This is a genomic window from Sphingobium sp. TomMM35A, from assembly GCF_054771735.1.
Map to the genome: position 1 here is coordinate 284563 of NZ_BSRC01000001.1, position 26564 is coordinate 311126.

Below are 26564 nucleotides of genomic sequence, written 5' to 3' on the forward strand. Positions count from 1 at the left end.
GCTTTATCCAAACAGCAGTCTATGGACCGGGTTGTCCGGGTCGAGCAGCATCTTTGCTGTGAGGCCCAGGGACATTATGATCAGCAGGGGCCGTATCAGCTTGCTGCCGAACCGCATGGCCAGGCGCGATCCGATCTGGCTGCCGGTGATGCTGCCGACAGCCATCGTCAGCCCCGCGATCCAAAGCACATGACCGCCAGCGACCATCGTCAACAGGCCCGCTACATTGCTGGCAAGGTTGGCCGCCTTTGTCTGCGCCGTCGCGCGGACCAGGCCCAGTCCGCCCAATGCCAGGAAGATGGTGGCGTAAAATGCTCCGGCACCCGGTCCAAAGAAGCCGTCGTAAATGCCAATGACGCCGATCGACAGGCTCAGCCCCGCCATTCCCACCCGGCTGTGCCGATCCATCTCGCTTAAGCGGGGCGAAAAGGTGAAATAGCCTGCGAGCGCGATCAGCAGACCCGGCATCAATCCCGCCAATATGCCGGGGTCCACCCGCTGAAGCAGCCAGGCGCCACCTACCGACCCAACAAATGCTGCGATGATCGGCCAGCGATAGGTTTTCAGATCCATATGCCCGGCGCGCGCGTAAGCGACGCAGGCGCCAAATGTACCCAGCGATGATTGCAGCTTGTTGGTGCCCACGGCTGCTACGGGCGGCACGCCTGCCGCCAGCAATGCAGGCAGGGAAATCAGCCCGCCGCCTCCAGCCATCGCGTCGATGAATCCGGAAATCAGGGCCGCCGCCATAAGGAAGGCCAGCGTTTCAGGAGATAGGATGATGTCCATGCGCGTCCGCTTCAGCCTCTGCCGCGCCCTGTCGTCAGAACCACATGCGCCTGCACACCTATACGATCGGAGCGCGCCTGTTCCTCAATAAGCGCGAGCGATGGCGAATTCGACGGCTTCGGTCAGCGCTGCCTTGGCCTTGCCCGTGTCGAACCTGCCGAGCGCATCGATGGCGCGCTGGCCATAGAGTCTTGCCCGCGCGAGCGTATCGTTGATCGCGCCCGTCTTGCGCAGCAACCCGGTCGCATGCGCCAAATCCTCGTCGCTGACCCGATTGCCTGCGATCGCCTGCTTCCAGAAAGCGCGATCTTCTTCGGAACCGCGGGCATAGGCCAGGATCACGGGCAGCGTCACCTTGCCGTCGCGGAAATCGTCGCCTGCATCCTTGCCCATCGTGGCGCCGTCCGATTCATAATCGATCGCATCGTCGATCAGCTGGAATGCGATGCCAAGGTTCCGGCCATAGACATCCAGCGCCTTTTCTTCCGTCTCGTCCCGGTCCGCGACGACGGCGGATATGCGGCAGGCCGCGGCGAACAGCGCGGCTGTCTTCGCCCCGATGATGTCCAGATATTGCTCTTCGCTCGTGTCGATGCGGCGCTGCGCGGTCAATTGATTGACCTCACCTTCCGCGATCACCGCCGAGGCGTTGGACAGGATCTTCAGCACCTTGAGCGATTCCGCCTCGACCATCAGCTCAAAGGCACGGGAGAAGAGGAAATCGCCCACCAGCACGCTGGCGCTGTTTCCCCAGATGATATTGGCGGTCTTGCGGCCCCGGCGCAGGCCCGATCCATCGACCACATCATCATGCAGCAGTGTTGCGGTGTGAATGAACTCGACCGCCGCTGCGAGCTTATAGTGGCGGCTGCCCGCATAGCCGACCAATTGAGCGCAGGCGAGGGTCAGCATCGGGCGCATCCGCTTGCCGCCGCCCGCGATCAGGTGGCCGGCCAGTTCCGGGATCAAGGGAATGCGCGACTGCATCCGGTCCAATATGACCGCATTGACCTGGTTCATGCCTTCGGCAACCAGCGCCATCATGGGGGTGAGCGAAGGCTCGCCGTTGGCGCGGCCGATGGGGTGGACATTGCCGGAGATGGGGCCGGGGGCAGGTGCGGTCATGACCCGGCCCATGTGGCGGTGCAAAATGCAGATAGCAAGCGGGAATAGCTTGCACAGAGCGACGGATGGGGCAAAAAGCGCGCGGATATTCGGAAGGGACCGGCGTGGACGACACTTTGAAGCGGTATCGCGAGAGCATCGACAATATCGATGCTGCCCTCGTATTCATGCTCGCGGAACGCTTCAAGATCACCCAGGCTGTCGGCGAATATAAGGCGACCCACGCCCTGCCGCCCGCCGATCCGGGCCGGGAGGAGCGTCAGATCAGCCGCCTGCGTCAGCTGGCGACGGATGCCAATCTCGATCCCGATTTCACCGAAAAATTCCTGCGCTTCATCATTGATGAAGTGATCCGCCATCACGAGCGGCTAAGGGACGCCTGAGAACCTGCTACGCGAAGGAGGCAGATCGGCGCGCACCAGGCAAGAAGCAGGGCCTCGCAATCACCGTTCGCCCTGAGCTTATCGAAGCCTGTCCTGGCGCCTGCTGCAAGCAGACAGTCAAAGGGGGCTTTTCTCCTCGCCTAATCGCCCACTAGCTTAAGCCGGTTCGCTAACCGCCTCCCGCTTGCCTTGTGACCGGCCCAGCAGCACTCCGCCCAGCGCCAGCGCGAAGCCGGCCAACTGAACCGGCACCAGCTTCTCACCAAATAGCAGCCACGCCTCCACCGCAGCAAGCGGCGGCACCAAGAGCAGCAGCATCGACATCCGCGTCGGACCTTGCGTCCGCACCAGCCATACCAGCAGCGAAAGGCCGCCCGCTGACAGGCCCAGCACTGACCATGCGAGCCCCAGCCACAGGATAGGCGCGCCATCCCAGCGGGTCTCCCCAGCGATCAGGGCTGCGGTGATGGCGACGAACGCGCCGCCTGCATTTTGCACCGCGCCGGAAATCCATATGCCATCCCCTGACAGCGAGCCGCGCTGCACCAGCGTCCCTGCCGCCATCGCTACTACCGACAGCAAGCCCGCTACCACGGGTAGCAGCGGCACCGCGCCCGCGCCCGACCGTTCGATCGCTGGCAGTAGCACGCAGACCACGCCCGCGATGGCGATCGCCAGGCCCGCCCACCCGCGCGCGAGCAGGCGGTCGCCCAGCAGGAATGCGCCTGCCACGGCCACCATCAGCGGCTGCAGCGCGCCAAGCAACGACATGATGCCAGCAGGCATTCCGCGATAGACGGCCCACCAGCTCACGGTCAGATAAACCCCATGCAGCATCGCGCCCGCCGCCAGATGCAGCATCAGCCGCTTGCCGCGGGGAAGCTTCTGCCCGGCACGCCACGCCACAAATCCCAGCAGCAGAGCCGTGAGTGTCATGCGCAGGCTGAGGATCAATTCCGGCGCGCCATGGGGCACTGTTCCGCGCGCAACGATAAACCCGGTCGACCAAATCAGGACGAACAACAGCGAGGCGGCGAACCCTATCATTCCCGTCCCGCCCTGATCGCAGCCCCCGCCGCAAAGGGCGTGATGGCAACCAGCAGCAGCGACGCCGCGCCCAGGAACTTGAGCGCCGCTCCACTGCCGTCGCCCAGCGTCCCCGCACCGAATATCAGCAGCGGCACCGCCAACGGCAGGGCCAACAACCCTGCCAGCGCCCCGCTTGACCGAAGCCCCGCGGTCAGGCTCGCCACCAGCAATCCCAAAGCCGCGAGCGCAGGCGTGCCGATCAGCAGACCCAATTCCAGCATCCAAACCGTCGCGCCGTCCAGCTTCAGAAGCGCGCTCGCGGGCAGGGTTGCGATCATCAGCGCCGGGCCAAAACCCAGCCAATGCGCGATCAGCCGCGCCAGCATCAGCGTTTCCTCGCCTACGCCCCGCAACGCGATCTGGTCGAGCACCCCTGCGTCCCGGTCAGGCGCGATTAGCCGGTCCACGGGCAACAGGCTCGCCAGCAGCGCCGCGATCCACAGCATGCCGCCACCCGACCGCCGTAGCAGCGCCGCGTCAGGCCCCACGGCAAAGGGATACAGGCTCGCCACCAGCAGCAGGAATGCCACCGGCAGCCACAGCCCCGCCGATTGCCACGCCTGCCGCAAATCCCGCGCCACCAGCAGCGCCATCACCCTCACGCCGCCTCCTCCGCGACATAGGCGGCAAGGTCGATCACCACGGGTGACGCCATCGGCAGCGGCTGATGCGAAGCCGCCAGCATGATCCCCCCCCGCGCCAGATGCGCCGCCACCGCCGCGCCGAGCAGCTCGAGCGAAGCGTCGTCGAGCCCATTGCCCGGCTCATCCAGCAGCCACAGTTCAGCGCCGCTCGCAATCACCCGCGCCAGCGCCGCCCGCTTGCGCTGCCCGGTCGAGAGCATCCGCACCGGAATCCCCACAAGCGGCCCCAGCGCCATAGCTTCCAATGCACCATCAAGCGCATGTCCGTCCGCACCATCCAGCCGCGCCCAAAAGCCGAGAGCTTGCGCCAAAGGCTCTTCCAGATCGAGCGCCAGCCGCTCGTCCGCCAGCGCGATCCTGCCGCGCCGCTCGATCGTCCCCGCCGTCGGCCGCAGCAGCCCCGCGCAAATGCGCATCAGGCTCGACTTGCCGATCCCGTTCGGCCCGCGAAGCAGGGCGCTACCACCCTGTTCCAGCGCCAGGTCCACGCCCCTGAACAGCAACCGCCCGCCACGCGCGCAGGCGATGCCCGACAACCGCAGCGCCACGCCGCTCATGACGCGACCATGTCCTCCAGCACCTGCATGTCGACGTCGGAAAGCCCGAAATGATGGCCGATCTCATGCACCACCACATGGGTAATCAGCGCATCGAGCGGCACGCCCGTCTCCACCCATTCATCCAGCAGCGGCCGCCGGAAAAGATGCACGGTAGGCGGGCTGTCCCCCGTCTGCTCTGCTTCCCGCACGGGCCGTCCGCTGTAAAGCCCGGTCAGCCCGAACGGGTCATCGATCTCCATCTCCTTCAATATCCGGTCGTCGGCAAATTCCTCAACGAACAGGACGACATTGGACAGATGGGATCGGAAAGGGTCCGGCAAACGCCCCAGCGCCTCAAGCGCCAGTCGTTCGATCTGCGCCACGGTTGGCGCGAAAAGAGGGGGTTGACCGGCGTCTGACATGGCTGCGACATAGGCGAAACACTATTATGAGGATAGAGCCATGATTGGTAAACTGTCCGGCGATGAACGGGCGCAAGAGCTCGCTTCCCTCCCGGAATGGACGCTTGTGGCGGAGCCGGAGGGGATCAAGCGGCGCTTCACCTTTTCCGACTTCAGCGAGGCGTTCGGTTTCATGACCAGAGTGGCGCTGCTCGCCGAACAGGCGAACCACCATCCCGAATGGTTCAACGTCTATAATCGCGTCGACATTACGTTGACGACCCATGACGCCGATGGCCTGTCGCGCCGTGACATAGACCTTGCAAAGGCTATCGACGCACTACTTACCACCTGATCGGTCGATCAGGGTTGCCCCTCGATGCGATCCTCATAGCCATGCAACGCCGCGATGACGGCCGAATCTCCGGCATAGCGGCGGCGCAGCATGGCGAGTTTCGCGTCGGTGCCGGTGCATAGCTCGGCGATGCTCTCCATCAGGAACACGCGCCTTTCCCCATCATAGGGCTCTTCCCCCCGGAAATGGTCGCAGCTGTCGCGATCGACCATGAAGCTGGTGACTTCCTGCGGGAACGCCGTCGCCAGAGCAGCATCGGGAGAAGGGGGCAGGTCGAGCGATCCGCGCGGCGCGGGCTGCGCCTGCACGGTCACTTGCGCAGACGGGCGCTGAGGCGCGGCGACCACTTCGATCGGCTCGCCTTCGATCGCGTTGGCGGAAAGCAAGGGCTGAGGGATGGAGGCGTTCTCCGAGGACGCAGCATCGCCAGACGCGTCACGGCAGCCGGCGGTCAGCGCCAGCATCACCATCAATGGAAACAGCCCCACCCGTGCGCCCACCGATTTCCTCCCGCAAAATGGCAATAAGATCAGCGACATGCGGCAGTCGCTGTTCCTCCTCATCGAGAATCGCCAAGAATGCGGCTTGCCTATAATCGCGCACACGGTCTTCCGAAAGGCGGCTTGCCGCGGGTAATGTGGAAATTACGATATCCAGCAGCCGCTCGACACCATGAAGGCGTCCCCATAAATAGTCATTTTCCCGATAGGCCCGGCTGAAAAATGCGCCAAAGTTGTTGAATTCAATTCCTTTTAATGTGGCATCGGCACCGCCCGGCCGAATGGCGCTGCAATCTTCCGGAGAAATGCGGTCCACCTTTACCGGATCATATTCTTCCATGGCGTGGCCTTGGAGCAACGGTAGGGTGGCGATGTCGTAAAAGGGAAAGCCAAGATAGGAGAGCAGCATGATCCGCCGCTCCGCTTTCGGCAGCCCGGCGAGCGCTTCGGCCAGCACCATGTCGGCCACGTCGTCCCGCGCCTTCAAATCGCGTGCCTGCGCGATCGCATCCAGCGCGGCGGCAGGATCGGACGGCACGTCCCTGGCTGCGGCCCGGATCGCGCCGTTATAGAAATCCGTGCCCTCGCATTCCGTATAATGCGCCATCGATTGGTAGATGGCGTCATGCATCTTCTGGATCGCCGCTGCATCAGCCTGCGAATCGATCTCCAATGTTTCCGCGAGCCGCCGCGCCAGAAAGCGCAGGCGGCGAATGCGGAAACTGAGGTCATGGGTGCGAAAGAAGGCGACAGGGGGCGAGGTCGGCCCCACATCCTCGATCAGCTTGTCCGCACCAATCGCCCGGACATGGGACCACAAGGCCTGACGAAAATTCTCCCGCATCATCGGGCTGTCTTCGCCGCTGAGGCGGAACAGCAGGACGGCAAGATCCTCGACGATGCCCGACAGCTTCAAATGACCATAGGCCGGGAAAGCGAAACCCGCCGAATTCGCGGCCCGCATTTGCGCCTTCGCGCGCCACGCGGACAAACGCGCGGGCGTCGGACGATCGAGGAACAGCATGCCGCCGATCGTATTTTCGACCTCCGCCTCGATCCCGGGCCTCAGCGCGTTCAAAATCCGGACCATCCGTCGAATGCGCGACGAATGACGGTCGATCGCTTCCAGATTGTCGCGGATCGGCTGCTCGCGCGGAATATCGCTGAGCGCCCCGAAAATGGTGCGGAAAAAGCCGGGCAATTGCGCCTTTTCCTCTGGCGTGGCGTCTTCCTGCTCACCCTCCCGGTTCAGCCGGATGGATCGATGGCCGGGCTTGGGATCGATATAGACGAAACGCCGGTCGACCTCGCGCCGTGATGGGCGGTTCCGCAACGCCCCGATCGCCTGAGCAAAGGGCGCGTTCGCCAGCACCGACCCATCGATCAGGATCGCGTCTTCCGCATTGCCGCGCGCCCAGTGGCGGGGCAGGGCATGGGCCAGAAAAGCGTCGCGGGTCGGCCAGGCACGGTGACGCTGCTTCAGCACCCGATCCAGTTCCCGCACGGTGAAGGGCGGGAAGGCACCAGGGAAGCTCGCCGTCGCGCGCGCGGCGAATACCAGCTCCGCCGGGTCGGCGAAGAGGCGGTCGCCGCGTCCCCGCGCCCGGAAGCCGACGGACAGGCGATGTTCGGTTTCCACCACCTGGGGCGGGCTGTTGAGGTTCAGGCTTTGGGGGTGTCCCTCAAAATCAGTGACCGTGACGAACAGGTCGAGCGGGTGCCCGTCCGGCAGCAAGGGCGGTCCGCGCTCGGCCGCCTCCATCGCATCGAAGGCATCCAACAGCATCGCCGTGAAGATTTCGCCGCCAAAGGGAGGCTCGAACCATCTGGACCGAATGAAGTGGGACAGCTTCTGCCGCACCTCCTCGCGCGTGTCGGGCGCGACGGTGCGTTCGACCGTGTCGCCCGGCCGCCGCGCCGCCATCCACACCAGCGGGGTTGCCCAGAATTTGCTGATGCGCCTTGCTGGACGGGCATCGGGGTCCAGCAGCCGCTCAACATCGGCATTTTCCAGCCACAGATCGGTGAGCGGCTCCAGCGATTGCCCCGTTTCGATCGCCTGCGCCAGAAAGATCCCGTTGATCCCGCCAGCGCTTGCCCCGGCGATGATGTCCGGCATCACCCGCAACCGCACGCCGCTTGCCGCCTCCAGATCCTCCAGCAGCTTCCTGTAAACCGCCTCGCTTCCCTCGCTGCTGGGGGTGCCGTCATGAAACCCCCGGCTCGCCCGCGCCAGCCGCCAGATTTCCTTGGTGATGCCGTGCATGTAGACGGCAAGGCTGATCCCCCCATAGCAGACCAGCGCAAGCCGAAGTTCGCGCTCCTTCATGCGGCGCAGCCCCCCGGCCCTAAACCTCTCCTCCGTTCGCCCTGAGCTTGTCGAAGGGCTCTACTTTTCCTCGAGGCGAGCGGGCAATGTTTTTGCACTTTCACCCCCATGAAAACGCGCCACCTCACAACCGAAACTCCGCCCAGATCGGCAGATGATCCGAAGCTTTTCTTGACGCCGCGCTGTCATGCACGCCGCTGTCCACCAGCTTCAACTGACCGCAATGCATGATCCGGTCGAGCCGCGCCACGGGCCGCCGCGCGTGAAAGCTCCGCCCGCACGGAGCGAAAGCATAGTGCCGGGCAAAGTCCGCCAGACATCCCCGGTTGGCGCTCCATTCATTCAGGTCGCCCATCAATACCGTGGGCATCGCGTCCCGCTGCGCCGCCGCGTGAATGACCGCAGCCGCCTGCTTGCGCCGCCACAGGCCCGACAGGTCGAGATGCATGCCAAAGACGCGCAGCTTCGCCTTGCCCAGCTCCACCTCCGCCATGGTCGCGCCGCGGGGCTCCAGGCAGGGCAGGTGCAGCACGTCATGAGTGCCGATCTCGGCCTCCTTCCGCACCAGGATCGCGTTGCCATGCCATCCCATCGAATCGACCTGCACATTCAGGGGCACAGGCTTGTAGGGGCTCATCGATTCCAGCAGCCAGGGCGGGATGGCGGCGGTGCGCACGCCAAAGCGTCGATCCGCTTCCTGAAGTGCGATGACGTCCGCATTCAGTTCTCCCAGCACCTCCAATACTCGCTCGGGGCTGCGGCGGCGGTCGGTGCCAATGGCTTTGCGAATATTGTAGCTGGCGACGCGAAAGGACTTCATGGCGAAACAATGCGCCACATCAGCATGAGTTTCCAGCGCCCTCGGGCAGGTTCATCATGTCCATGCCGCACCGCCGGCAAAGGGAAGAGCGATCCAGGCGCTTCTTTGTTCTTGAAACGTTCACCGTGGCAAGCCATAGCTCGCAGATGGCCAAGGCTAAGCGCAAATTCGTCTGCCAGCAGTGCGGCACCCTTTCTTCCCGGTGGCAGGGGCAGTGCGACGACTGCGGCGAATGGAACAGCATTGTCGAGGAAGCGGCAGAGACCATCTTTTCCGCGCGCCACGATCTGCAAACCGGCGGGCGCGCGCTGACTCTTGTCGGGCTGAACAGCCAGGTCGAACTGCCCCAGCGGACGAGCACCGGGATTGCCGAGTTCGATCGCGCCCTGGGCGGCGGCATCGTTCCCGGATCAGCCACGCTGATTGGCGGTGATCCCGGCATCGGCAAATCGACCCTGCTGCTTCAGGCCGCTGCCCGCATCGCCGCGCGCGGTCTTTCCGTTGCCTATATCAGCGGTGAGGAAGCGGCGGACCAGGTCCGCCTCCGGGCGCAGCGCCTCGGCCTTGGCAACGCGCCGGTGCAGCTCGCCAGCGCAACCTCCGTCCGGGACATATTGACCACCTTGGGGGAGGGGGAGCCGCCTGCGCTGCTCGTCATCGATTCGATCCAGACGATGCACAGCGACCTGATCGAAGGCGCACCGGGCACCGTCAGTCAGGTGCGTGCGTCCAGCCAGGAACTGATCCGCTTCGCCAAGCAGCGCGGCACCGCTGTCATCCTGGTCGGCCATGTCACCAAGGATGGCAGCATCGCCGGGCCGCGCGTGCTGGAGCATATGGTCGATACCGTGCTGAGCTTCGAAGGCGAGCGCAGTCACCAATATCGCATCCTGCGCGCGATCAAGAATCGCTTTGGCGGCACGGATGAGATCGGCGTTTTCGCGATGGTGGCGGAGGGGTTGGAAGAAGTCGCGAACCCTTCGGCCCTGTTTCTTACCCATCGCGACGAAACCGTGACCGGCGCAACCGTCTTTCCCGCGCTGGAGGGCACTAGACCAGTGCTGGTCGAGATACAGGCGCTCGTCGTTCGCCTATCCAGCGGCGCCACGCCCCGTCGCGCGGTGGTGGGCTGGGACAGCGGCCGCCTCGCCATGATCCTCGCCGTGCTGGAGGCGCGCTGCGGCCTCAGCTTCTCGACCTGCGAAGTGTATCTGAACGTCGCGGGCGGCTATCGCTTGTCCGACCCTGCCGCTGACCTTGCCGTCGCTGCCGCGCTCATATCTGCGCTCGCGGAACGGCCGGTGCCCGCCGATCTGGTTTTATTTGGCGAAATCGCGCTGTCAGGGGAAATCCGCCCGGTCGCCCATGCGCCGCTTCGCTTGCGCGAATCGGCAAAGCTCGGCTTCGAACGCGCCCATGTTCCTTCCGCGGTCGCCGATGGGGTGAAGGGGATCGCCGTCAGCGGCTACCGCGCCTTAAGCCAACTGGTTGACCAGATGCTCGGCCGCGGATAGCCCGGCCAACATGAACGCCGTCGATATCCTCGTCCTTCTCGCCATCGGCGGTTGCACAGTTTTGGGTTTGCTTCGTGGTTTCGTTCTTGAAACCCTGTCGCTCATCGCCTGGGTCCTGGGCATCTTCGCCATCCGCCTCTTCCATCCTTCGGCGACCGAACTCCTCACCCCCTTCGTCGGTACAACCGGAGGCGCGGCAATTCTTGCATTCATTCTTGTTTTCGGCGTCACTTTCGGCGCAGGAAAACTCCTCGCCCACGCCATCGGCCGCCGCACGCGACAATCCATCCTCGGCCCCGTCGATCGCGTTCTGGGCGGCGGCTTTGGCGCGATCAAGGGACTGATCGGCGCAACTCTCGTTTTCCTGGCATTCAGCCTGGTCTACGACACTTTCTACGGCAGCGGTGAACGCCGCCCGGATTGGCTGTCCGACGCGCGCACCTATCCGCTGCTCAACGCCAGCGGCCAAGCCATCAGTGAATTCGTAGCCGAACGCCGCTCCAGAAAGCCGTCAATCCAGAGCGATCAGTGATGGCTCAGAGCCAACCTTTGACCCGATAGGCTTCGGCGGTCGCCTTGAGGCCTTCCTCGGTAGACACTTGGGGCACCCACAGCTTCTTGGGAGGCTGCTTGCGCTTCGTTACTACCCAGTCGGGATGGCAGAAATAGCTGACACGATCTTGTGTGAGCTTTGCACCCTTGCCCCGTAGAATGCGGTCCAGCCGGGCACCCAGGCCCAATGCCCAGTTCGGGGTGGCAAAGGTTCGCACATCCTTGCCGACCGCGCGGCCAACAGCCTGCCCAAAGTCCAGATGGTCCCACCCTCCGGGCGTGCCATCATCCGCCTCGTAACAGTGGGCGAGACTGATTTCCGTCTCGCCAGCAAGCCGCAGCAGCAACCGGCCAAGATCGCTCACCTCGATCAGCGACAGCCGTCCACCGGGAGGCAGCAGCATGATGCCGCGCTTGGCCATGCGGAACAGTTCCAGCATTTCCCGATCGCCAGGCCCGTAAATCGCGGGCGGCCGCACGATCGTCCAATCAAGGCCGCTAGCCTTGACATGACGCTCCGCTAAAGCCTTCGACCAGCCATAGCCAGACAGCTTCGGCTCGCGCGCGGCCAAGGACGATACATGAACCAGCCGCCGCACACCCCGCTGCCGCATGGCGTCGACCACCGCCATGGTGCCACGAGCGTTGCCAGCCTCGAAGCCGTCGCGGTCCGGGGCGTTCACGACACCCGCAATATGGATCACCACATCAGCGTCCCGCACAAGCGTGTTGAGCGCCGCGCGATCTTCAAGCGAGCCATGCACCCATTTCAGCCGGGCGCGAGGCGGCTGCGCCTTTCGGGTGATAGCCGTCACATGATGACCAGCTTCAAGAGCCTGATTCAGCGTTTCGGCGCCGACGAAACCTGTCGCGCCCGTCATGGCAATACGTAATTTCATGGGATGTCAGACCATCGCCATCTGATCGCGATGAACAAGCACCGATCGCGGAAGATGCCCAAGCAGAGCCGCGATATCCTCGCTCCGCTTGCCCGCGATCCGCGCCGCTTCCTCGCTGTCATATTCGCTGAGGCCCCGGGCGATCACCCGGCCGTCGGGCGCGACGATGTCGACAACATCCCCCCGCACGAAGCTGCCTTCAATCTGGGCCACACCCGCGGGCAGCAAGCTGTTGCCGCGGTCCAAAGCCTTTTCCGCGCCCGCGTCGATGACGATGCGGCCGCGAACGGTGAGGCGCCCCGCCAGCCATCCCTTCCGGGCTCGCTTTGCTGGCGCGGCGATGAAGATCGATCCCTTGCCCTCATTCGACCAATGAGACAGCGGTGCATCGACCTTCCCGGATATGATCGCGAGATGGGCCCCAGCCCCGGTCGCGATCCGCGCCGCCTCTATTTTGGACGTCATGCCCCCGGACCCCATTCCTGAGGCTGAACCGCTGTCCGCCATTCCCGCGATCCGCGCATCGATGCGCTCGATTGTCTCTATCAGCATGGCGCTCGCATCGACATGCGGATTGGCGGTGTAAAGCCCGTCAACGTCGGAAAGCAGCACGACTGCGTCAGCCCGTGCTGCCTGTCCGATGCGCGCTGCCAGACGATCATTGTCGCCGAAACGGATTTCGGCCGTCGCGACGCTGTCATTTTCATTGACGACTGGTACGACGTCCAGCGTGATCAGCCGTTCCAGAGTTGCCGACGCGTTGAGATAGCGCCGCCGATGTTCAAGGTCGTCCAGCGTCACCAGCATCTGGGCGGCAGTGATGCCTTTATCCTGCAACAGGCGCGCCCAGCATTGAGATAGCGCAATCTGGCCCGTCGCCGCTGCGGCCTGCGCATCCTCCAGGCTGCCGCGCCCGCCCTTAGGCAGCTTTAGCCGCCGCGCGCCCAGGGCGATGGCGCCCGACGATACGATGATGATCTGCTGCCCCGCAGCCTTGCGCGCAGCCACATCTTCCACCAGCGTGCGGAGCCAAGCCTCGCGGACCTCTCCGTTTCCATCCACGAGCAAGGCCGAACCGATCTTGATGACCAGCCGCCTTATCTGGGAGGGAGGGAAACCTGACGAAGGGGGAGTCACTGGATCAGTTCCGTTCGGTAACGCTAGGAGGAAATGCGGAACAATGGGCTGTCAAATCGGCGACCATGTGGAGTCGCCTTCATCGCCCGTCTCCTCCTCCTTGTCCGGCTTGTCCTGTTGCAGCAGCGGCAGCACGGCATCCAACAGTGGCTGCACACCTTCGCCGGTGGCGCCGGAGATGATAAATATCTTCTCAACGCCAGCCTCGCGGTGAAGCTGAGCTGCGAGGTCGTCCATCAACTCCTGTCCGAGAAGATCGCCTTTGTTGAGCGCTACGATCTGCGGCTTGTCGGCCAGCCCTTCGCCATAGGCCTCCAGTTCGTCCTGCACGATGCGGAATTGTTCCACCGGATCGTCTCCGGTGGCATCGATCAGATGCAGCAGCACCCGGCAGCGCTCTATATGGCCCAGAAACCGGTCGCCAATGCCCGCGCCTTCCGCCGCGCCCTCGATCAGGCCGGGGATATCCGCCAGCACGAATTCGCGGTCACGATGTGTGACGACTCCAAGCTGTGGCTTGGTCGTGGTGAAAGCGTAAGCGCCAACCTTCGCCTTGGTATTAGTCACCTGATTGATAAAGGTCGACTTGCCCGCATTCGGCATGCCGACCAAGCCGACATCAGCGAGCAGTTTGAGGCGCAGCCACACCCACATTTCCTGCCCCGGCCAACCGGTTCCATGCTGTCGCGGCGCACGGTTAGTGCTTGTTTTGTAGGACAGGTTGCCACGGCCGCCGTCGCCGCCGCGCAAAAAGACGAGGCGCTGCCCTACCTCGGTGAAGTCGGCGAGCAGTTCCTGTTCCTCATATTCCGGATAACCATCCTCGTCCTCCGTCCCCTCTATGGGCTGGGGATCGGACAGGATTTGCGTTCCGACAGGCACTTTGATGACCAGATCATTACCGCCCGCGCCGTAACGATTCTTGCCTGCGCCCGGCAGGCCGCGCTGTGCCTTGAAATGCTGTGTGTAGCGGAAGTCGATCAGGGTGTTGAGGCCGGCTACCGCTTCGAAAATAATATCTCCACCCTTGCCGCCGTTGCCGCCGTCGGGCCCGCCATATTCGACATATTTCTCACGCCGGAAACTGACCGCGCCGGGGCCGCCCCAGCCGGACTTGATGTAAATCTTCGCCTGATCCAGAAAATGCATGGGCTGGCCCATAGCCGCTTATGGTGCGGAATTAAACCTCGCCGTCTGCTGTCGACCTCAAACTGACAATTCACCAGCGTGGACGGCGTATAGAAACGCCGTCCACGCCTTTCATTCAGGCCGCGAGTGCGGGCAGTGCATCCTCATAAAGGTCCATGGCCGGGTCGATCGTCATTCGTCCGGCCACACCTTCTTCGAAGATCAGGCAATCGGCGATTGTGCCCCGCGCGGGACTATAGCGTTGCTCGACCCGGCCCGTATGGCGGAAACCGATCTTGCGGAGGACGTTGCCCGATGCAGGGTTATCGGCAAAATGCACGGCCTGAATTCCACTGACGCCCGCAGCCCGTGCCATACTGAATACAGCGCGCGCCGCCTCGGTCGCGAAGCCGAGGCCCCAATAGGGTCGTGCTATCCAGTAACCCAGCTCCGGCGTGCCATCTTCACCCAAGTGAACGCCGCAGCCGCCGACAAGGCGCGGGGCGCCGCGGGTGCGGGAAAAGGCCAGAAGGCTTGGCAGGCAGTTGTCCTGGGGAAGCGAGAGGAAGTGGCGCGCGTCATCAATGCCGTAGGACGCCGGGGCCCGGGTCAGGTTGCGCAGAACCGCCGGATCGCCGAACGCCTCGGCCAGCGCGAATGCGTCTTCCATCCAACCGGGTCTCAGGAGCAAACGGGGGGTGCGGGCGAACATTTTAAAATCTCTCCTCTGATCGACACGCCAATGGCCGCAAAAAGTTACGGCTTGACGACTTCTTCCTCTGGCTGAGCCCCGCCCGCATGACGCGCGAGAAGCCCCAGGGTTCCAGAGGTTTGAGGGAAAATGAGGGGAGGTGCCGCCGAACAGAAAAAGGGGCGCTCCCTGATGGGGCGCCCCTTATTTCCCTCGGATTACCGGAGACGGCTTGAAACCATTCTCCGGAAGGATCGCCCCGATGATGAGGGACGATCCGTCATTGATCGTCCGTTATTCGGCTGCTTCAGCCATCGCATCGACCGACACATATTTGCGGCCGAGCTTGCCAGTGTGGAATACCACGCGACCTTCGCCAAGGGCGAAGAGGGTATGGTCCTTACCCATGCCGACATTGCGGCCAGGATATACGCGGGTGCCACGCTGGCGGATGATGATGTTGCCGCCGATCACTTCCTGACCGCCGAACTTCTTCACGCCAAGGCGCTTCGATTCTGAATCGCGACCGTTACGCGATGAACCGCCAGCTTTTTTATGTGCCATGACTCAAACTCCTCGAAACTGGACTGCGGCTCAGGCGATCGACACGATCTTCAGGATCGTGTGATTCTGGCGGTGGCCGTTGCGGCGGCGGTAGTTATGCCGACGACGCTTCTTGAAAACGATAACCTTTTCGCCCTTCGCCTGCGCGATGATCTCCGCGGCGACGGTCAGCTTGCTGGCATCCTTCACGTCGCTGCCTTCGCCGGCGAACAGGACGTCATCCAACGTCACCTTGTCACCAGCCTCACCGGCCAGCTTCTCGACGACGATCTTGTCTCCGGCGGCGACGCGATACTGCTTGCCGCCCGTGCGCACGACTGCGAACATGGCTCTTCTCTTCTCGTTCAAATCTGCTTTACGCAGATCGTCGAGGACATGAAGTCCTGTTGACCCGCGCGGGAATGTGGCCCGGTAGTGGACTGACTCGCTTCTGTCAACCGGGATGCCCCATTCTAGGGGGTGGTTTTTGCGCGGGCTAGAGCCTATCTTCGGTCCCGGAAGGAAACTCGCCGCGCATGATGCCCCAATCTGACAGGACAGAAAGCATGAGCGGCAGGCTGCTCTTCATGCTGACCCTGTGGATGGCGATCAGCGTTGCGTTGTTGAGCGCCCTTACCCCCCTGGGCCCCCCATCTAGCAAGATAACCGGTTCTGCCTTCAATCCGGCAACTACGGACGTAGTTTTGAAAGCGCGGGCTCTGTCGATCCCGCCTGGCGAGCGCGTGAACGCCCTAGGCGACAATGACAGCATTGCGCCCATGACTTTGGTCATACAATGGGTGGTCTTCGCTACGGCGATATTGGTCGTCGCCTGGCTGTTGCGCCCGCTTCCCGTAGCCAGTCCTGCCATCACGCAACGCGTGCAGAGGCACTTTCCCAATGGCTTCCACGCCCGCGCGCCACCTGCCCTGATCTAACGCATATTCCGTTAAATCGTCAGGACAGGAGATTTTTTGATGGTCCGGAGACGGTTGCGCCGCAGCAAACGCCGTCCGCCATGGTGGTTCATGCCCACAGTGTTGGCTGGACTGGGTGCTGCTGGAGCCTTGTTGTCGGCCGCCATGCTGGCGGTTGCAGAATGAAAATATGATATGCTGCCGGTGGAGGCGATAAACGCTCCGCCGGCAGACAGGGAAGGACGTTTATGCCTCACCACACGCCCCTGATCGGAACAATCGTCGCGGGCCTTGTTGTTGCTTTCATAATGGGCGCCGTTGCGCATCGCCTCAAATTGTCGCCGCTCGTCGGCTATCTCATCGCCGGGATCATGGTTGGCCCCTTCACGCCAGGCTTTGTAGCCAACACCAGCTTGGCTAACGAACTGGCCGAGATTGGCGTCATCCTTCTGATGTTCGGGGTCGGGCTTCACTTTTCGCTGCGTGACCTGCTGTCGGTTAAGAATATCGCGGTGCCGGGAGCCATAGGGCAGATCGCGGTCGCGACTCTGCTTGGTTTGGGGCTGTCGCACTATATGGGCTGGCCAGTTATGGGCGGTATCGTGTTCGGCCTTGCCCTATCGGTGGCGAGCACGGTCGTGCTGCTGCGCGCGCTACAGGGAGCCGACCTTGTCGAAACGCGGCGCGGACGCATAGCCGTGGGCTGGCTGATCGTGGAAGACCTGGTGATGGTGCTGGCGCTTGTGCTGCTGCCCGCGCTGGCAAAGGTAATGAACAACGCCGATGCTTCAGCCGGAATGGGCGATCTGTTGGCACCTCTCCTCAGCACCTTGCTAAAGGTTGCCGGGTTCGTGGCTTTGATGCTGCTTGTGGGCCGCCGGGTCATTCCCTGGGCGCTGCATTGGGTGGTTCACACGGGGTCGCGCGAGCTGTTTCGTTTGGCGGTGCTTGCCATCGCTCTGGGCGTGGCCTTCGGCGCAGCGGTCGCGTTTGACGTGTCGTTCGCTCTTGGCGCCTTCTTCGCAGGCATGATCCTGGGTGAGACGCCGCTCAGCCGCCGGGCGACGGAGGAGACATTGCCATTGCGCGATGCCTTTGCCGTGCTGTTCTTCGTATCGGTTGGCATGCTGTTCAACCCGGCGGTGCTGATCGAGCAGCCTCTACCGCTGCTGGCCACCGTGGCGATCATCATCGTCGGCAAGTCCATTGCCGCCTTTGCGATAGTGCGTGCGTTCGGATATCCAGGTGACACGGCTCTGACCATTGCAGCAAGCCTGGCTCAGATTGGCGAGTTTTCGTTCATCCTCGCGACGCTAGGCACGGGGCTTGGCGTGCTTCCGGCGGAGGGACGCGACCTGATTCTAGCGGGGGCGATCGTGTCGATCTTCCTCAACCCCTTCATCTTCTCGATGATCGTGCGGGGACATAAAAAGGAGGAGATCGAGGAGGAAGAAGAAGCGGAAAAGGCACGTCAACGGCCGCATATCGGCCATGTCATCCTGGTCGGCTATGGACGTGTCGGCAAGTTGATCGCGGAACGGCTAGCCGAACGCAAAGCGCATTTCGTGGTTCTGGAGGCGGATGTCGAGCGAGCAGAGGAGGCCGAGGACGCAGGGCACCCTGTCGTGCGGGGAAGCGCGCTGGAGGACCGCCATCTGATGGCGGCAGGCATCTGCGAGGCGCGGCGATTGCTGATCGCAGTACCCGAAGGGTTCGAGGGCGGCGCGATCCATGAGCATGCGCGGCATCTTAACCCCAAGCTGCAGGTGATCGCTCGGGCACACAGCGATGCGGAGGTCGCGCATCTCGAAGGGATGGGCGTGCCGCATGTCGTGATGGGTGAACGAGAATTGGCGGCGCGGATGCTCCAGCTTTCCGGCGCGGGCTGAACGTCAACCTAAGCTTTTGAGGAACCGTGCCGCCTGATCCCGGATTGCGGCGCGGTCTTCCTCGGTCATTTTTTCCCAATTGCGATAAGGCATGCCGAGGCGCGGGTTCTGGCGAAGCTTGCGTTCGTTACGCGCGAGGAAGTCCCAGTACAGGGCGTTGAAGGGGCACGCGTCCTGGCCCACCCGCTGCTTCACGTCATAGCGGCAATGGCGGCAATAATCCGACATGCGGTTGATATAGGCTCCGCCCGCCGCATAGGGCTTCGATCCCAATAGCCCTCCGTCAGCGAAAAGCGCCATGCCGAGCGTGTTGGGCATCTCGACCCACTCATAGGCGTCGGCATAAACCTCCAGATACCAGACATGGACCTGGATTGGCTCGATTCCGGCGAGCAGCGCGAAGTTGCCCGTGATCATCAGCCGCTGAATATGATGGGCATAGGCGTGGTCGATGGTCTGGCCAATCGCCTGGGCCATGCAATGCATATCGGTGTCGCCAGTCCAGTAAAAGCCGGGCAGATCGCGTCGGGCTTCCAAGGCATTGCGGCTGCCATAATCTGGCCCTTCATGCCAATAAACGCCGCGCACATATTCGCGCCAACCGATGATCTGGCGGATGAAGCCTTCCGCAGCGTTCAGCGGCACCTTGCCTGCTTTATAGCGCTGCTCCACCTCCTTCACCAAGGCTAACGGATCGAGCAGGCCGCTGTTGATGTAGGGGGACAATATGGAGTGCCACAGGAAGGGCTCTCCGGTGAGCATCGCGTCCTGATAATCGCCGAACCGGGGGAGTGCTTCGTCTAGAAAGCGCGCCTGCTGCCGTTGGGCGTCTTCGTGGGTGACGGCAAAGGCGAAATGGTCGAGCGAGCCGATGTGATTGGCGAAACGCTCCGCAACCAATGCAATGACCTTCCGGGTGATTGCGTCCGGTTTGAAGGCGAGAGGGCGGGGCATCAGTAGATCGCGTTGGGGCGGAGGCTTGCGGTTTTCGGCGTCGAAATTCCACTGGCCGCCTTCAGGTTGGCCCTCTTCGTCAACTAACAGGCCGGTCTTGCGGCGCATGTCGCGGTAGAAGAATTCCATGCGGAGTTGCTTGCGCGCGGCTGCCCAGGTGTCGAACTCGGCATGGGAGCACAAGAAGCGATCGTCCTCGTGGATCATGACGGGCAGGGCGAAGCGGCCTTCCCATTCCTCCAGCATCGCACGGACGCGCCATTCGCCTGCTTCGGTGACGTGGATGGCGCGGGGCTGGTGGCGATCGATTGCGCGGGCGATTTCGCCGGTGAAACTGCCGCTGTTTGCCGGGTCGTCGAGGCGGACATAATCGACGGTCCAACCAAGTGCGCGCATCCGTTCGGCATGGTGGCGCATGGCCGAGAGGATGTAGGCAATCTTGGCCTTGTGATGGCGAACATAGGTGGTTTCGTCCGCCGCCTCCATCATCAGAAGGACGCTGTCTCCCGGATCAGCCTTGGCGAGCGAGGATATGTCCGGCGCCAGTTGATCGCCCAGGATCGGGATGAGGATAGGGGGCTTCATTATAGCGCTAATGCGTGAAGCCCCCATCCGTGTCCGTGGCAACTATCCGCGGGGTTTGCGAGGGCCTCCCTTGCGCGGACCGCCCTTGAACGGGCGGGCGCCATAAGCGGGTTTGGGTCCGCGTCCTTCGTTGGGGCGGCCCTTGCCGCGTGGGCCTTCTCGGCGGTTTTCGCGAGCGGCCTCCCGGGGTGCGCCCTCGATCTGTTCGAAAGCGACGTCCGCACCCTCGTCATTTGCTTCCCCGGTACGCTTGACCGCGCCGATGAAGCGCGAAACGATAGCGGACGGGATTTCGAACATCGTCTCGTTCGCGGCGATACGGATGGCGCCAATGTCCTGGCGCGAAACGTGACCGCGGCGGCAGATGAGCGGCAGGATCCAGCGCGGATCGGCGTTCTGGCGGCGGCCGATGTCCATGCGGAACCAGACGGTGTCCTCGAAGCCGGGGCGCGGGCCGTCGCGCCGTGGAGGGGCTTCGCTGGCGTCGAGCAATTCTTCGGGCGCGGGCAGGGCGGCGCGAGCGCTCTTCACCAGCATGGCGGCGATTTCCTTGGGGCTCTTTTCGGCGAGAAGCTCGGCGCCGAGCGCCCAGTCCTGCTCGTCCAGCTCGGCACGCTCCATCAGGCGCTCGCGCAGGCGGGCATTGTCCTGCTGCTGGATCGCCTCCTTGCTGGGTGGGGTGCCCCATTCGACCGGGATCTTCGCGCCGCGCAGCATGGATTCGACGCGGCGGCGGCGGGGATAGGGGACGATGAGGACAGCCGTTCCCTTCTTGCCCGCGCGGCCAGTGCGGCCGGATCGGTGCTGCATCGTTTCGGCATCGCGCGGGATTTCGACATGGACGACAAGGCTGAGGTTGGGCAGGTCGATGCCACGCGCCGCGACGTCGGTGGCTACGCAGACGCGGGCGCGGCGATCGCGGAGCGCCTGAAGGGCGTGGTTGCGCTCGTTCTGGCTATGCTCGCCAGACAAGGCTACCGCTGCGAAGCCGCGTTCGGTCAGGCTGGCGTGGAGGTGACGGACATTGTCGCGGGTGGCGCAGAAGAGGATCGCGGTTTCCGCTTCATGATAACGCAGCAGGTTGACCACCGCGTTCTCGATATCGGCGGGCGCTACGGTCACGGCCTGATAGCTGATGTCGCCATGGCCGCGTTCGTCGCTGACGGTGGAGATGCGCAGCGCGTCCTTCTGGTAGCGCTTGGCGAGCGCCACGATGGGCTTGGGCATGGTGGCGGAGAAGAGCAGCGTGCGGCGGCCTTCCGGCGCGCCGTCGAGGATTTCCTCCAGATCTTCGCGGAAGCCCATGTCGAGCATCTCGTCCGCTTCGTCGAGGATCACGGTCTTGAGGTCGGAGAGGTCCAGCGCGCCGCGTTCAAGATGGTCGCGCAGGCGGCCGGGGGTGCCGACGACGATGTGCGCGCCGTGGGAGAGGGCGCGGCGTTCCTTGGCGGCGTCCATGCCGCCGACGCAGGTGGCGATGCGGGCGCGGGCTTCACCGTAGAGCCATTCCAGTTCGCGGCTGACCTGCAGCGCCAGTTCGCGGGTGGGAGCTATGGCGAGGGCAAGCGGCTTTCCGGCCACGGGCAGGCGCATCTGTTCGCCGAGCAGTTCGCCCGCCATGGCGAGGCCGAAAGCGACCGTCTTGCCCGAGCCGGTCTGCGCTGAAACGATGAGGTCGCGCCCTTCGGCTTCCGGTTGGGTGACTTCGGCCTGCACGGGGGTCAGGCTTTCATAGCCTTTCCGCGTCAGCGCGTCCGAGAGGAGAGGGGGTAGATGTTCAAAAGACATTATATTTTCCGTCGGTAAAGCGACCCGCCATTCCCGACGGATACATGGATGACCTTATGTGCTCCGGCTGCTGCTGGAGCCCGGAATGCAGGTCGCACACCCCGAAGTTCACACCGTTGTTGGGGTCGTTCAAGGCGACTGAAATCCCCGGTGGCGGGATACCCAAAATAAGAAGGCCGCCTTCCCCCGCAAAGAGGGAAGGCGGCCCCTTTATTGCTTGTCAGCGAGAATTAGACCGAAGCAACTTCCGCCACGTCGACCTTCACGCCCGGGCCCATCGAGGACGACAGGGCGATCTTGCGCACATACTTGCCCTTCGAACCCGACGGCTTCGCCTTGACGATTGCGTCAACGAAAGCGTCGAAATTCTTGCGCAGGTCTTCGGCCGAGAAGCTCGCCTTGCCGAGGCCGGCGTGGATGATGCCGGCCTTTTCGACGCGGAACTCGATCTGACCGCCCTTGGCAGCCTTGACCGCTTCGGCGACGTTCGGGGTGACGGTGCCGAGCTTCGGGTTCGGCATCAGGCCCTTGGGACCCAGAACCTTACCAAGACGGCCGACCAGACCCATCATGTCGGGGGTGGCGATCACGCGCTGGAAGTCGATATTGCCAGCCTGGATGCTGTCGAGCAGATCCTCGGCACCCACGATGTCGGCGCCAGCGGCAGTCGCGGCTTCGGCCTTGTCGCCACGGGCGAACACGGCGACGCGGACGTCCTTGCCGGTGCCTGCGGGCAGGGTGACGACGCCACGGACCATCTGGTCGGCATGACGCGGGTCAACGCCGAGGTTGATCGCGATTTCGACGCTTTCGTCGAACTTGGCGGTCGCGTGGGTCTTGATCAGGCCCAGCGCTTCATCGACGCCGTGCAGCTTTTCACGGTCAACGGCAGCGGCGAGAGCCTTCGCCTTCTTCGTCAGCTTTGCCATGTCTTAGCCCTCCACCACTTCGAGGCCCATCGCGCGAGCGGAGCCTTCGATGATCTTCGTCGCTGCGTCGATGTCGTTCGCGTTCAGGTCAACCATCTTGGCCTGGGCGATTTCAGCGAGCTGTGCGCGGGTGATCTTTCCAGCGGTCACCTTGCCCGGCTCCTTCGAGCCCGACTTCAGGTTGACGGCCTTCTTGATGAGATAGGTGGCGGGCGGCTGCTTCGTGACGAAGCTGAACGAACGGTCCGCATAGACGGTGATGATGGTCGGCAGCGGCGTGCCCTTGTCCATCTTTTCCGTCGAGGCGTTGAACGCCTTGCAGAATTCCATGATGTTCACACCGCGCTGACCCAGCGCCGGACCGATCGGCGGCGAGGGGTTGGCGGCTCCAGCGGGCACCTGGAGCTTGATATAGCCCGTAATCTTCTTGGCCATTTTCACTCACTCTGTTGCTGGCGGACTTGCGGGCAAATCCACCGGTTCAAGTTTAGCGGTCAGACAGCTTGCTAAGAGCAAGCCTCCCGCACTGCATTATCCTCGCCCCTTCAGGGGAGAGGATACCGTAGCTTGCCAGTTTTCTGGCTAGCGTAGGTTGGAGAGGGGCTATGCCCTCTACCGCTGCGACTAGGCGGCTGAGCCGCCAAGTCTCGCTGCCCTCTCCCGCCTGCGGGAGAGGGGAATAATTTACTTCGACAGTTCGACCTGTTCGAAGTCCAGTTCGACCGGGGTAGCGCGGCCGAAGATCGACACGGACACCTTGACGCGGTTCTTTTCGAAATCCAGTTCCTCGACCGTGCCGTTGAAGCTGGCGAAGGGGCCGTCCAGCACCTTGACGCTGTCGCCGATTTCGTAATCGACATTGACCTTGTGCTTGGGCGCGGCTTCGGCGGCCTTCTGCGCACCGAAATAGCGGGCGGCTTCGGTTTCGCTGATCGCCTGCGGCTTGCCTGAGCTACCCAGGAAACCGGTCACCTTCGGCGTGTTCTTGACGAGGTGGTAGATGTCGTCGTTCATCGCCAGCTTGGCGAGGACGTAGCCGGGCATGAACTTGCGTTCGACCTGCACCTTCTTGCCGCGCTTCACCTCGGTGACGGTCTCGGTGGGGACTTCCACCTGCTCGACCAGCTGGGAGAGGCCCATGCGCTCGGCTTCGGACAGGATCGATTCCTTGACCTTGTTTTCGAAGCCCGAATAGGCGTGGATGATGTACCAGCGCGCCATGTTACCGTTTCAAACTCCCACAAGCGATTTCCCGGGAAACCGCGGCAGATAAAAAACTCAAGCCTGTCCGGCAGCGAAGCTCAGCAGCCACTGAACGACCGCGCCGAAGAAGGTGTCGATGCCGAAGAAGAAGAGGCCGAGCAGCGTGGTCATGATCCCGACCATGACCGCGGTCATGACCGTTTCGCGGCCGGTGGGCCACACGATCTTAGACGCTTCGGTCTTCACCTGATTGACGAATTCGCCCGGAGAAACCTTCGCCATCACTGCCTCAAAAAACGTTCGAACAAACACCAAAGCGCGAAGCAACAGTCCGCCCTCCGGACCCCGCCATGTCGGCGTCCCGGGGTGCGGCCGCTGGCTTCGCGACCCATCTTCGCTCGGGCAGCTAGCCGCGAACCGTTGAAAAATCAAGGATCGCGACCAGTTGCTTGGCAGGAGTGGAGGGACTCGAACCCCCGGCATTCGGTTTTGGAGACCGACGCTCTACCAGCTGAGCTACACTCCTGTGCCGGCGAAGGAGGGCGCTTTAGCGTGGCATGCGTGGGAGGGCAAGCAGGAAACTTTAGAGGAAAAGCCCGCCCTTCATGACCCGGCGGGCGCGGCCCTGCACTGGCATGCGATTGAAGGGGGTGTTGCCTGCCTGCGCAGCCATCCTGGCGGAATCCACGATCCAGGGTGCGCCGGGATCGATGAAGATGAGGTCGGCCGCGCTGCCGCTAGCGAAACTGCCCGCGTCGATGCCCAGGATGCGCGCCGGATTGGCGCTGAGCAACGTCATCAGGCGCGTCATCGAGAGATGGCCTTCGCGCACGAGGTTGAGCGACAGGGCGAGCAATGTCTCCGCCCCCGCCATGCCGGGCGCGGCGTCGGCGAAGGGGAGCCTCTTGTCCTCAGGGCCGCGCGGATCATGGCTGGAGGTGATGACGTCGATGGTGCCGTCAGCCACCGCCGCGATGGCTGCTTTGCGGTCATCCTCCGATCGTAGCGGAGGGGACAGGCGGGCAAAGGTGCGGAAATCAGTGACGGCATTGTCCGCAAGGTAGAGATAAGCGGGGCTGATCCCGCAGCTGATCCTCAGCCCCTCTGCCTTCGCCGCCCTGATGAGGTCGAAGCCTGCCTCCGTCGTCACCAGCCGGAAGTGGACCGCAGCGCCGGTTTCCCGCGCGAGCATGATGTCGCGGGCAATCGCGATGGCTTCGGCGCTGGCGGGGGCGTGGGACAGGCCAAGTCGTGTAGCGGTTTCGCCGCTCGTCGCCACCGCCTTGCCCGCAAGCCCGCTATCCTCGGCATGGGTGATGACGGTGAGGCCGAGGCCTGATGCATAGGCAAGGACGCGCATCATGACGCCGGAATCGGCGATCCACTGACGGCCGGTGGCCACGGCCTTTGCGCCCGCCGCCTGCATCATGCCGATTTCAGCGAGTTCGGTGCCCTTGAGGCCGCGTGTGGCTGCGGCGATGGGGTGGACCCAGAAGTCGGGCTTGCCTGCGCGCGCGGCCTGACGGATGAGCCCGGCCTCGTCGAGTATGGAGGACTGGTCGGGCATCAGCGCCGCCCGGGTGATGCCGCCGAAATGGAAGGCGGGCTTGTCCGTTGCGAACACGCCCAGGTCGATGAGGCCGGGCGCGACTACGAGGCCTGCGGCATCGACCTGTTCCGCGTCGCCGGGTACATCGATGTTGCCGGCGGCCAGGATGCGATCGCCTTCTATGAGGATCGTGCCGGGACAGAGGTCGGCGGTGGCGGGGTCAGCCAGCTGTCCGTTGATGATGGCGATCTTTGTCATACCCAACCCTCCACGCCGCGCGCACTCCGCGTCAGAACGTCGAGGCAGGCCATGCGGATGGCGACCCCCATTTCAACCTGCTCCGTGATGGCCGAGCGTTCCGGATGGTCGGCGACCACGCTCGAGATTTCGACGCCCCGGTTCATGGGACCAGGATGCATGACCAGCGCGTCGGGCTTGGCGATGGCGAGGCGTTCCGGCGTCAAGCCGTAGAGCATATGATATTCCCGCGGCGAGGGTATGAAGGCGCCGTCCATCCGCTCATTTTGAAGGCGCAGCATCATGACGACGTCGGCGCCGTTCAGACCTTCGTCCATGCGGTTATAGGGCGTGGCGCCGAGCATTTCGACTTCCGGCGGCATCAGCGTGGGGGGCGCGACCGCGCGCACCTGTGCGCCCAAAGCCGCCAGGCAGAGCATGTTGGAACGAGCGACGCGGCTGTGCAGCACATCGCCGCAGATGGCGACGACCAGACCTTCGAACCCGCCCTTGCGGCGGCGGATGGTGAGTGCATCCAGCAGCGCTTGCGTCGGATGCTGGTGCCAGCCGTCGCCCGCGTTCAGGACCGGACAGTCCACCTTGTCGGCAATCAGCGCCACCGCGCCCGAGCTGGCGTGACGGATGACGATGACGTCGGCGGCCATGGCGTTCAGCGTCATGGCAGTATCGATCAGCGTTTCGCCTTTCTTCACGCTCGACTGCCCGGCATGCATGTTCACCACGTCCGCGCCCAGACGCTTGCCTGCGATCTCGAAGGACAGGAGGGTGCGGGTGCTATTTTCGAAGAAGGCGTTGATCTGCGTCATGCCCGCCAGCCGATCGTCATGCTTGCGCGCGCCGCCTCTGTTGCTCTTCGCCCAATGTTCCGCCTCGTCCAGCAGGAAGCGGATTTCCCAGGGCTTCAGGTCGGCGATGGAGAGAAGATGCCGATGCGGGAACAACGCCCGGCCAGTCAGATCGGGCGAGGCGGATGGAACGGTGATGTCGGGCATGAACGGACCCTTTAGGCGAGGGCAGGAAAGAGGGCAAGGCAGGAAGCTTGGAAGTCGCTGCC

At 63.4% G+C, this 26564-nt stretch carries 29 protein-coding genes and 1 tRNA gene; 6 read left to right on the forward strand and 24 right to left on the reverse strand.

Annotation, left to right across the window (positions count from 1 at the left end; genetic code table 11):
• Positions 1-3 precede the first annotated feature (3 nt).
• On the reverse strand, positions 4-783 hold the full coding sequence (locus ACYU8T_RS01500) for a TSUP family transporter (protein ID WP_461159720.1): 780 nt from the start codon (positions 781-783) through the stop codon (positions 4-6).
• A gap of 90 nt (positions 784-873) precedes the next feature.
• Positions 874-1914, reverse strand: a complete 1041-nt coding sequence (locus ACYU8T_RS01505) for a polyprenyl synthetase family protein (RefSeq protein WP_097092696.1) — start codon at positions 1912-1914, stop codon at positions 874-876.
• A 104-nt stretch (positions 1915-2018) separates the two neighbouring features.
• Here ACYU8T_RS01505 and ACYU8T_RS01510 point away from each other — a divergent pair, with 104 nt between their 5' ends.
• Complete coding sequence (locus ACYU8T_RS01510) at positions 2019-2297, forward strand: chorismate mutase (protein ID WP_097092697.1); 279 nt, start codon at positions 2019-2021, stop codon at positions 2295-2297.
• Positions 2298-2453: 156 nt separating this feature from the next.
• On the opposite strand, the gene ACYU8T_RS01515 is transcribed toward ACYU8T_RS01510, so the two are convergent.
• The 4 genes from ACYU8T_RS01515 to ACYU8T_RS01530 are packed head-to-tail and all read right to left on the reverse strand — an operon-like array spanning position 2454 to position 4991.
• Positions 2454-3344 (reverse strand): DMT family transporter, encoded by an 891-nt coding sequence (locus ACYU8T_RS01515; protein WP_461158289.1) that lies wholly within the window; start codon positions 3342-3344, stop codon positions 2454-2456.
• The gene (locus ACYU8T_RS01520) at positions 3341-3979 is read right to left on the reverse strand and encodes a heme exporter protein CcmB (RefSeq protein WP_441339487.1); all 639 of its coding nucleotides are present in this window, start codon (positions 3977-3979) and stop codon (positions 3341-3343) included. Before ACYU8T_RS01520 ends, ACYU8T_RS01515 begins: the two co-directional genes overlap by 4 nt.
• A gap of 5 nt (positions 3980-3984) precedes the next feature.
• A complete protein-coding gene (gene ccmA / locus ACYU8T_RS01525; RefSeq protein WP_461158290.1) occupies positions 3985-4587 on the reverse strand; it encodes a heme ABC exporter ATP-binding protein CcmA in 603 nt (200 codons plus the stop codon).
• Positions 4584-4991 carry a metallopeptidase family protein gene (locus ACYU8T_RS01530; protein ID WP_461158291.1) on the reverse strand — a complete coding sequence of 136 codons (408 nt, stop codon included), beginning with the start codon at positions 4989-4991 and terminating at the stop codon, positions 4584-4586. The genes ccmA and ACYU8T_RS01530 overlap by 4 nt, the downstream gene beginning before the upstream one ends.
• Positions 4992-5031: 40 nt before the next feature.
• Between ACYU8T_RS01530 and ACYU8T_RS01535 the strand changes: the two genes are divergently transcribed.
• Positions 5032-5325 (forward strand): 4a-hydroxytetrahydrobiopterin dehydratase, encoded by a 294-nt coding sequence (locus ACYU8T_RS01535; RefSeq protein ID WP_461158292.1) that lies wholly within the window; start codon positions 5032-5034, stop codon positions 5323-5325.
• An 8-nt stretch (positions 5326-5333) separates the two neighbouring features.
• On the opposite strand, the gene ACYU8T_RS01540 is transcribed toward ACYU8T_RS01535, so the two are convergent.
• The 3 genes from ACYU8T_RS01540 to ACYU8T_RS01550 all read right to left on the reverse strand — a co-directional run bounded on the left by ACYU8T_RS01540 (position 5334) and on the right by ACYU8T_RS01550 (position 8974).
• Positions 5334-5813 (reverse strand): hypothetical protein, encoded by a 480-nt coding sequence (locus tag ACYU8T_RS01540; RefSeq protein ID WP_461158293.1) that lies wholly within the window; start codon positions 5811-5813, stop codon positions 5334-5336.
• Entirely contained in the window at positions 5761-8154 is a 2394-nt protein-coding gene (locus ACYU8T_RS01545; protein ID WP_461158294.1) for a patatin-like protein, read from the reverse strand. Before ACYU8T_RS01545 ends, ACYU8T_RS01540 begins: the two co-directional genes overlap by 53 nt.
• A gap of 124 nt (positions 8155-8278) precedes the next feature.
• Entirely contained in the window at positions 8279-8974 is a 696-nt protein-coding gene (locus tag ACYU8T_RS01550; RefSeq protein ID WP_201514919.1) for an endonuclease/exonuclease/phosphatase family protein, read from the reverse strand.
• 146 nt (positions 8975-9120) lie between these two features.
• On the opposite strand from ACYU8T_RS01550, the gene radA reads away from it, so the two are divergent.
• Positions 9121-10488 carry a DNA repair protein RadA gene (gene radA / locus ACYU8T_RS01555; protein WP_461158295.1) on the forward strand — a complete coding sequence of 456 codons (1368 nt, stop codon included), beginning with the start codon at positions 9121-9123 and terminating at the stop codon, positions 10486-10488.
• Between the two features lie 10 nt (positions 10489-10498).
• Positions 10499-11020 (forward strand): CvpA family protein, encoded by a 522-nt coding sequence (locus tag ACYU8T_RS01560; RefSeq protein ID WP_461158296.1) that lies wholly within the window; start codon positions 10499-10501, stop codon positions 11018-11020.
• Between the two features lie 4 nt (positions 11021-11024).
• On the opposite strand, the gene ACYU8T_RS01565 is transcribed toward ACYU8T_RS01560, so the two are convergent.
• The 6 genes from ACYU8T_RS01565 to rplU all read right to left on the reverse strand — a co-directional run bounded on the left by ACYU8T_RS01565 (position 11025) and on the right by rplU (position 15786).
• A complete protein-coding gene (locus tag ACYU8T_RS01565) occupies positions 11025-11939 on the reverse strand; it encodes an NAD-dependent epimerase/dehydratase family protein (RefSeq protein ID WP_461158297.1) in 915 nt (304 codons plus the stop codon).
• 6 nt (positions 11940-11945) lie between these two features.
• Entirely contained in the window at positions 11946-13076 is a 1131-nt protein-coding gene (proB, locus tag ACYU8T_RS01570; protein WP_461158298.1) for a glutamate 5-kinase, read from the reverse strand.
• A 51-nt stretch (positions 13077-13127) separates the two neighbouring features.
• Entirely contained in the window at positions 13128-14225 is a 1098-nt protein-coding gene (gene obgE / locus ACYU8T_RS01575) for a GTPase ObgE (RefSeq protein ID WP_097092699.1), read from the reverse strand.
• Between the two features lie 115 nt (positions 14226-14340).
• Entirely contained in the window at positions 14341-14916 is a 576-nt protein-coding gene (locus ACYU8T_RS01580) for a GNAT family N-acetyltransferase (RefSeq protein ID WP_461158299.1), read from the reverse strand.
• 273 nt (positions 14917-15189) lie between these two features.
• Complete coding sequence (gene rpmA / locus ACYU8T_RS01585; RefSeq protein ID WP_007683600.1) at positions 15190-15459, reverse strand: 50S ribosomal protein L27; 270 nt, start codon at positions 15457-15459, stop codon at positions 15190-15192.
• A 30-nt stretch (positions 15460-15489) separates the two neighbouring features.
• The gene (rplU, locus tag ACYU8T_RS01590) at positions 15490-15786 is read right to left on the reverse strand and encodes a 50S ribosomal protein L21 (RefSeq protein ID WP_097091078.1); all 297 of its coding nucleotides are present in this window, start codon (positions 15784-15786) and stop codon (positions 15490-15492) included.
• 218 nt (positions 15787-16004) lie between these two features.
• On the opposite strand from rplU, the gene ACYU8T_RS01595 reads away from it, so the two are divergent.
• Positions 16005-16376 carry a hypothetical protein gene (locus tag ACYU8T_RS01595; protein WP_461158300.1) on the forward strand — a complete coding sequence of 124 codons (372 nt, stop codon included), beginning with the start codon at positions 16005-16007 and terminating at the stop codon, positions 16374-16376.
• A gap of 227 nt (positions 16377-16603) precedes the next feature.
• On the forward strand, positions 16604-18244 hold the full coding sequence (gene ybaL, locus ACYU8T_RS01600; protein ID WP_461158301.1) for a YbaL family putative K(+) efflux transporter: 1641 nt from the start codon (positions 16604-16606) through the stop codon (positions 18242-18244).
• Between the two features lie 3 nt (positions 18245-18247).
• Here ybaL and ACYU8T_RS01605 read toward each other — a convergent pair whose 3' ends face one another.
• The 9 genes from ACYU8T_RS01605 to ACYU8T_RS01645 form a co-directional block, all read right to left on the reverse strand.
• On the reverse strand, positions 18248-19783 hold the full coding sequence (locus ACYU8T_RS01605) for a cryptochrome/photolyase family protein (RefSeq protein ID WP_461158302.1): 1536 nt from the start codon (positions 19781-19783) through the stop codon (positions 18248-18250).
• A 42-nt stretch (positions 19784-19825) separates the two neighbouring features.
• The gene (locus ACYU8T_RS01610; RefSeq protein ID WP_461158303.1) at positions 19826-21571 is read right to left on the reverse strand and encodes a DEAD/DEAH box helicase; all 1746 of its coding nucleotides are present in this window, start codon (positions 21569-21571) and stop codon (positions 19826-19828) included.
• Between the two features lie 230 nt (positions 21572-21801).
• A complete protein-coding gene (gene rplA / locus ACYU8T_RS01615; RefSeq protein WP_097091083.1) occupies positions 21802-22500 on the reverse strand; it encodes a 50S ribosomal protein L1 in 699 nt (232 codons plus the stop codon).
• 3 nt (positions 22501-22503) lie between these two features.
• Positions 22504-22935 carry a 50S ribosomal protein L11 gene (rplK, locus tag ACYU8T_RS01620; protein WP_167301861.1) on the reverse strand — a complete coding sequence of 144 codons (432 nt, stop codon included), beginning with the start codon at positions 22933-22935 and terminating at the stop codon, positions 22504-22506.
• A 249-nt stretch (positions 22936-23184) separates the two neighbouring features.
• Complete coding sequence (nusG, locus tag ACYU8T_RS01625) at positions 23185-23721, reverse strand: transcription termination/antitermination protein NusG (RefSeq protein WP_097091085.1); 537 nt, start codon at positions 23719-23721, stop codon at positions 23185-23187.
• A 57-nt stretch (positions 23722-23778) separates the two neighbouring features.
• The gene (gene secE / locus ACYU8T_RS01630; protein ID WP_066529257.1) at positions 23779-23985 is read right to left on the reverse strand and encodes a preprotein translocase subunit SecE; all 207 of its coding nucleotides are present in this window, start codon (positions 23983-23985) and stop codon (positions 23779-23781) included.
• Between the two features lie 168 nt (positions 23986-24153).
• A tRNA-Trp gene (locus tag ACYU8T_RS01635) sits at positions 24154-24229 on the reverse strand.
• Positions 24230-24286: 57 nt separating this feature from the next.
• Positions 24287-25510: a dihydroorotase gene (locus tag ACYU8T_RS01640; protein WP_461158304.1), complete on the reverse strand. Its 1224-nt coding sequence runs from the start codon at positions 25508-25510 to the stop codon at positions 24287-24289.
• A complete protein-coding gene (locus ACYU8T_RS01645) occupies positions 25507-26502 on the reverse strand; it encodes an aspartate carbamoyltransferase catalytic subunit (protein ID WP_461158305.1) in 996 nt (331 codons plus the stop codon). Before ACYU8T_RS01645 ends, ACYU8T_RS01640 begins: the two co-directional genes overlap by 4 nt.
• Between the last annotated feature and the right edge of the window lie 62 nt (positions 26503-26564).

Bases quoted from the DNA above. Each gene is read 5' to 3' on its own strand.
- ACYU8T_RS01580 (WP_461158299.1), bottom strand. From the start codon at position 14,916: ATGTTCGCCCGCACCCCCCGTTTGCTCCTGAGACCCGGTTGGATGGAA.
- ACYU8T_RS01595 (WP_461158300.1), top strand. From the start codon at position 16,005: ATGAGCGGCAGGCTGCTCTTCATGCTGACCCTGTGGATGGCGATCAGC.
- ybaL (WP_461158301.1), top strand. From the start codon at position 16,604: ATGCCTCACCACACGCCCCTGATCGGAACAATCGTCGCGGGCCTTGTT.
- ACYU8T_RS01610 (WP_461158303.1), bottom strand. From the start codon at position 21,571: ATGTCTTTTGAACATCTACCCCCTCTCCTCTCGGACGCGCTGACGCGG.
- ACYU8T_RS01645 (WP_461158305.1), bottom strand. From the start codon at position 26,502: ATGCCCGACATCACCGTTCCATCCGCCTCGCCCGATCTGACTGGCCGG.
- ACYU8T_RS01515 (WP_461158289.1), bottom strand. From the start codon at position 3,344: ATGATAGGGTTCGCCGCCTCGCTGTTGTTCGTCCTGATTTGGTCGACC.
- ACYU8T_RS01640 (WP_461158304.1), bottom strand. From the start codon at position 25,510: ATGACAAAGATCGCCATCATCAACGGACAGCTGGCTGACCCCGCCACC.
- ACYU8T_RS01550 (WP_201514919.1), bottom strand. From the start codon at position 8,974: ATGAAGTCCTTTCGCGTCGCCAGCTACAATATTCGCAAAGCCATTGGC.
- ACYU8T_RS01545 (WP_461158294.1), bottom strand. From the start codon at position 8,154: ATGAAGGAGCGCGAACTTCGGCTTGCGCTGGTCTGCTATGGGGGGATC.
- rplU (WP_097091078.1), bottom strand. From the start codon at position 15,786: ATGTTCGCAGTCGTGCGCACGGGCGGCAAGCAGTATCGCGTCGCCGCC.
- ACYU8T_RS01530 (WP_461158291.1), bottom strand. From the start codon at position 4,991: ATGTCAGACGCCGGTCAACCCCCTCTTTTCGCGCCAACCGTGGCGCAG.
- ACYU8T_RS01565 (WP_461158297.1), bottom strand. From the start codon at position 11,939: ATGAAATTACGTATTGCCATGACGGGCGCGACAGGTTTCGTCGGCGCC.
- ACYU8T_RS01535 (WP_461158292.1), top strand. From the start codon at position 5,032: ATGATTGGTAAACTGTCCGGCGATGAACGGGCGCAAGAGCTCGCTTCC.
- ACYU8T_RS01605 (WP_461158302.1), bottom strand. From the start codon at position 19,783: ATGAAGCCCCCTATCCTCATCCCGATCCTGGGCGATCAACTGGCGCCG.
- rplK (WP_167301861.1), bottom strand. From the start codon at position 22,935: ATGGCCAAGAAGATTACGGGCTATATCAAGCTCCAGGTGCCCGCTGGA.
- obgE (WP_097092699.1), bottom strand. From the start codon at position 14,225: ATGCATTTTCTGGATCAGGCGAAGATTTACATCAAGTCCGGCTGGGGC.
- ACYU8T_RS01560 (WP_461158296.1), top strand. From the start codon at position 10,499: ATGAACGCCGTCGATATCCTCGTCCTTCTCGCCATCGGCGGTTGCACA.
- secE (WP_066529257.1), bottom strand. From the start codon at position 23,985: ATGGCGAAGGTTTCTCCGGGCGAATTCGTCAATCAGGTGAAGACCGAA.
- ACYU8T_RS01505 (WP_097092696.1), bottom strand. From the start codon at position 1,914: ATGACCGCACCTGCCCCCGGCCCCATCTCCGGCAATGTCCACCCCATC.
- nusG (WP_097091085.1), bottom strand. From the start codon at position 23,721: ATGGCGCGCTGGTACATCATCCACGCCTATTCGGGCTTCGAAAACAAG.
- rplA (WP_097091083.1), bottom strand. From the start codon at position 22,500: ATGGCAAAGCTGACGAAGAAGGCGAAGGCTCTCGCCGCTGCCGTTGAC.
- radA (WP_461158295.1), top strand. From the start codon at position 9,121: ATGGCCAAGGCTAAGCGCAAATTCGTCTGCCAGCAGTGCGGCACCCTT.
- ACYU8T_RS01520 (WP_441339487.1), bottom strand. From the start codon at position 3,979: ATGGCGCTGCTGGTGGCGCGGGATTTGCGGCAGGCGTGGCAATCGGCG.
- ccmA (WP_461158290.1), bottom strand. From the start codon at position 4,587: ATGAGCGGCGTGGCGCTGCGGTTGTCGGGCATCGCCTGCGCGCGTGGC.
- rpmA (WP_007683600.1), bottom strand. From the start codon at position 15,459: ATGGCACATAAAAAAGCTGGCGGTTCATCGCGTAACGGTCGCGATTCA.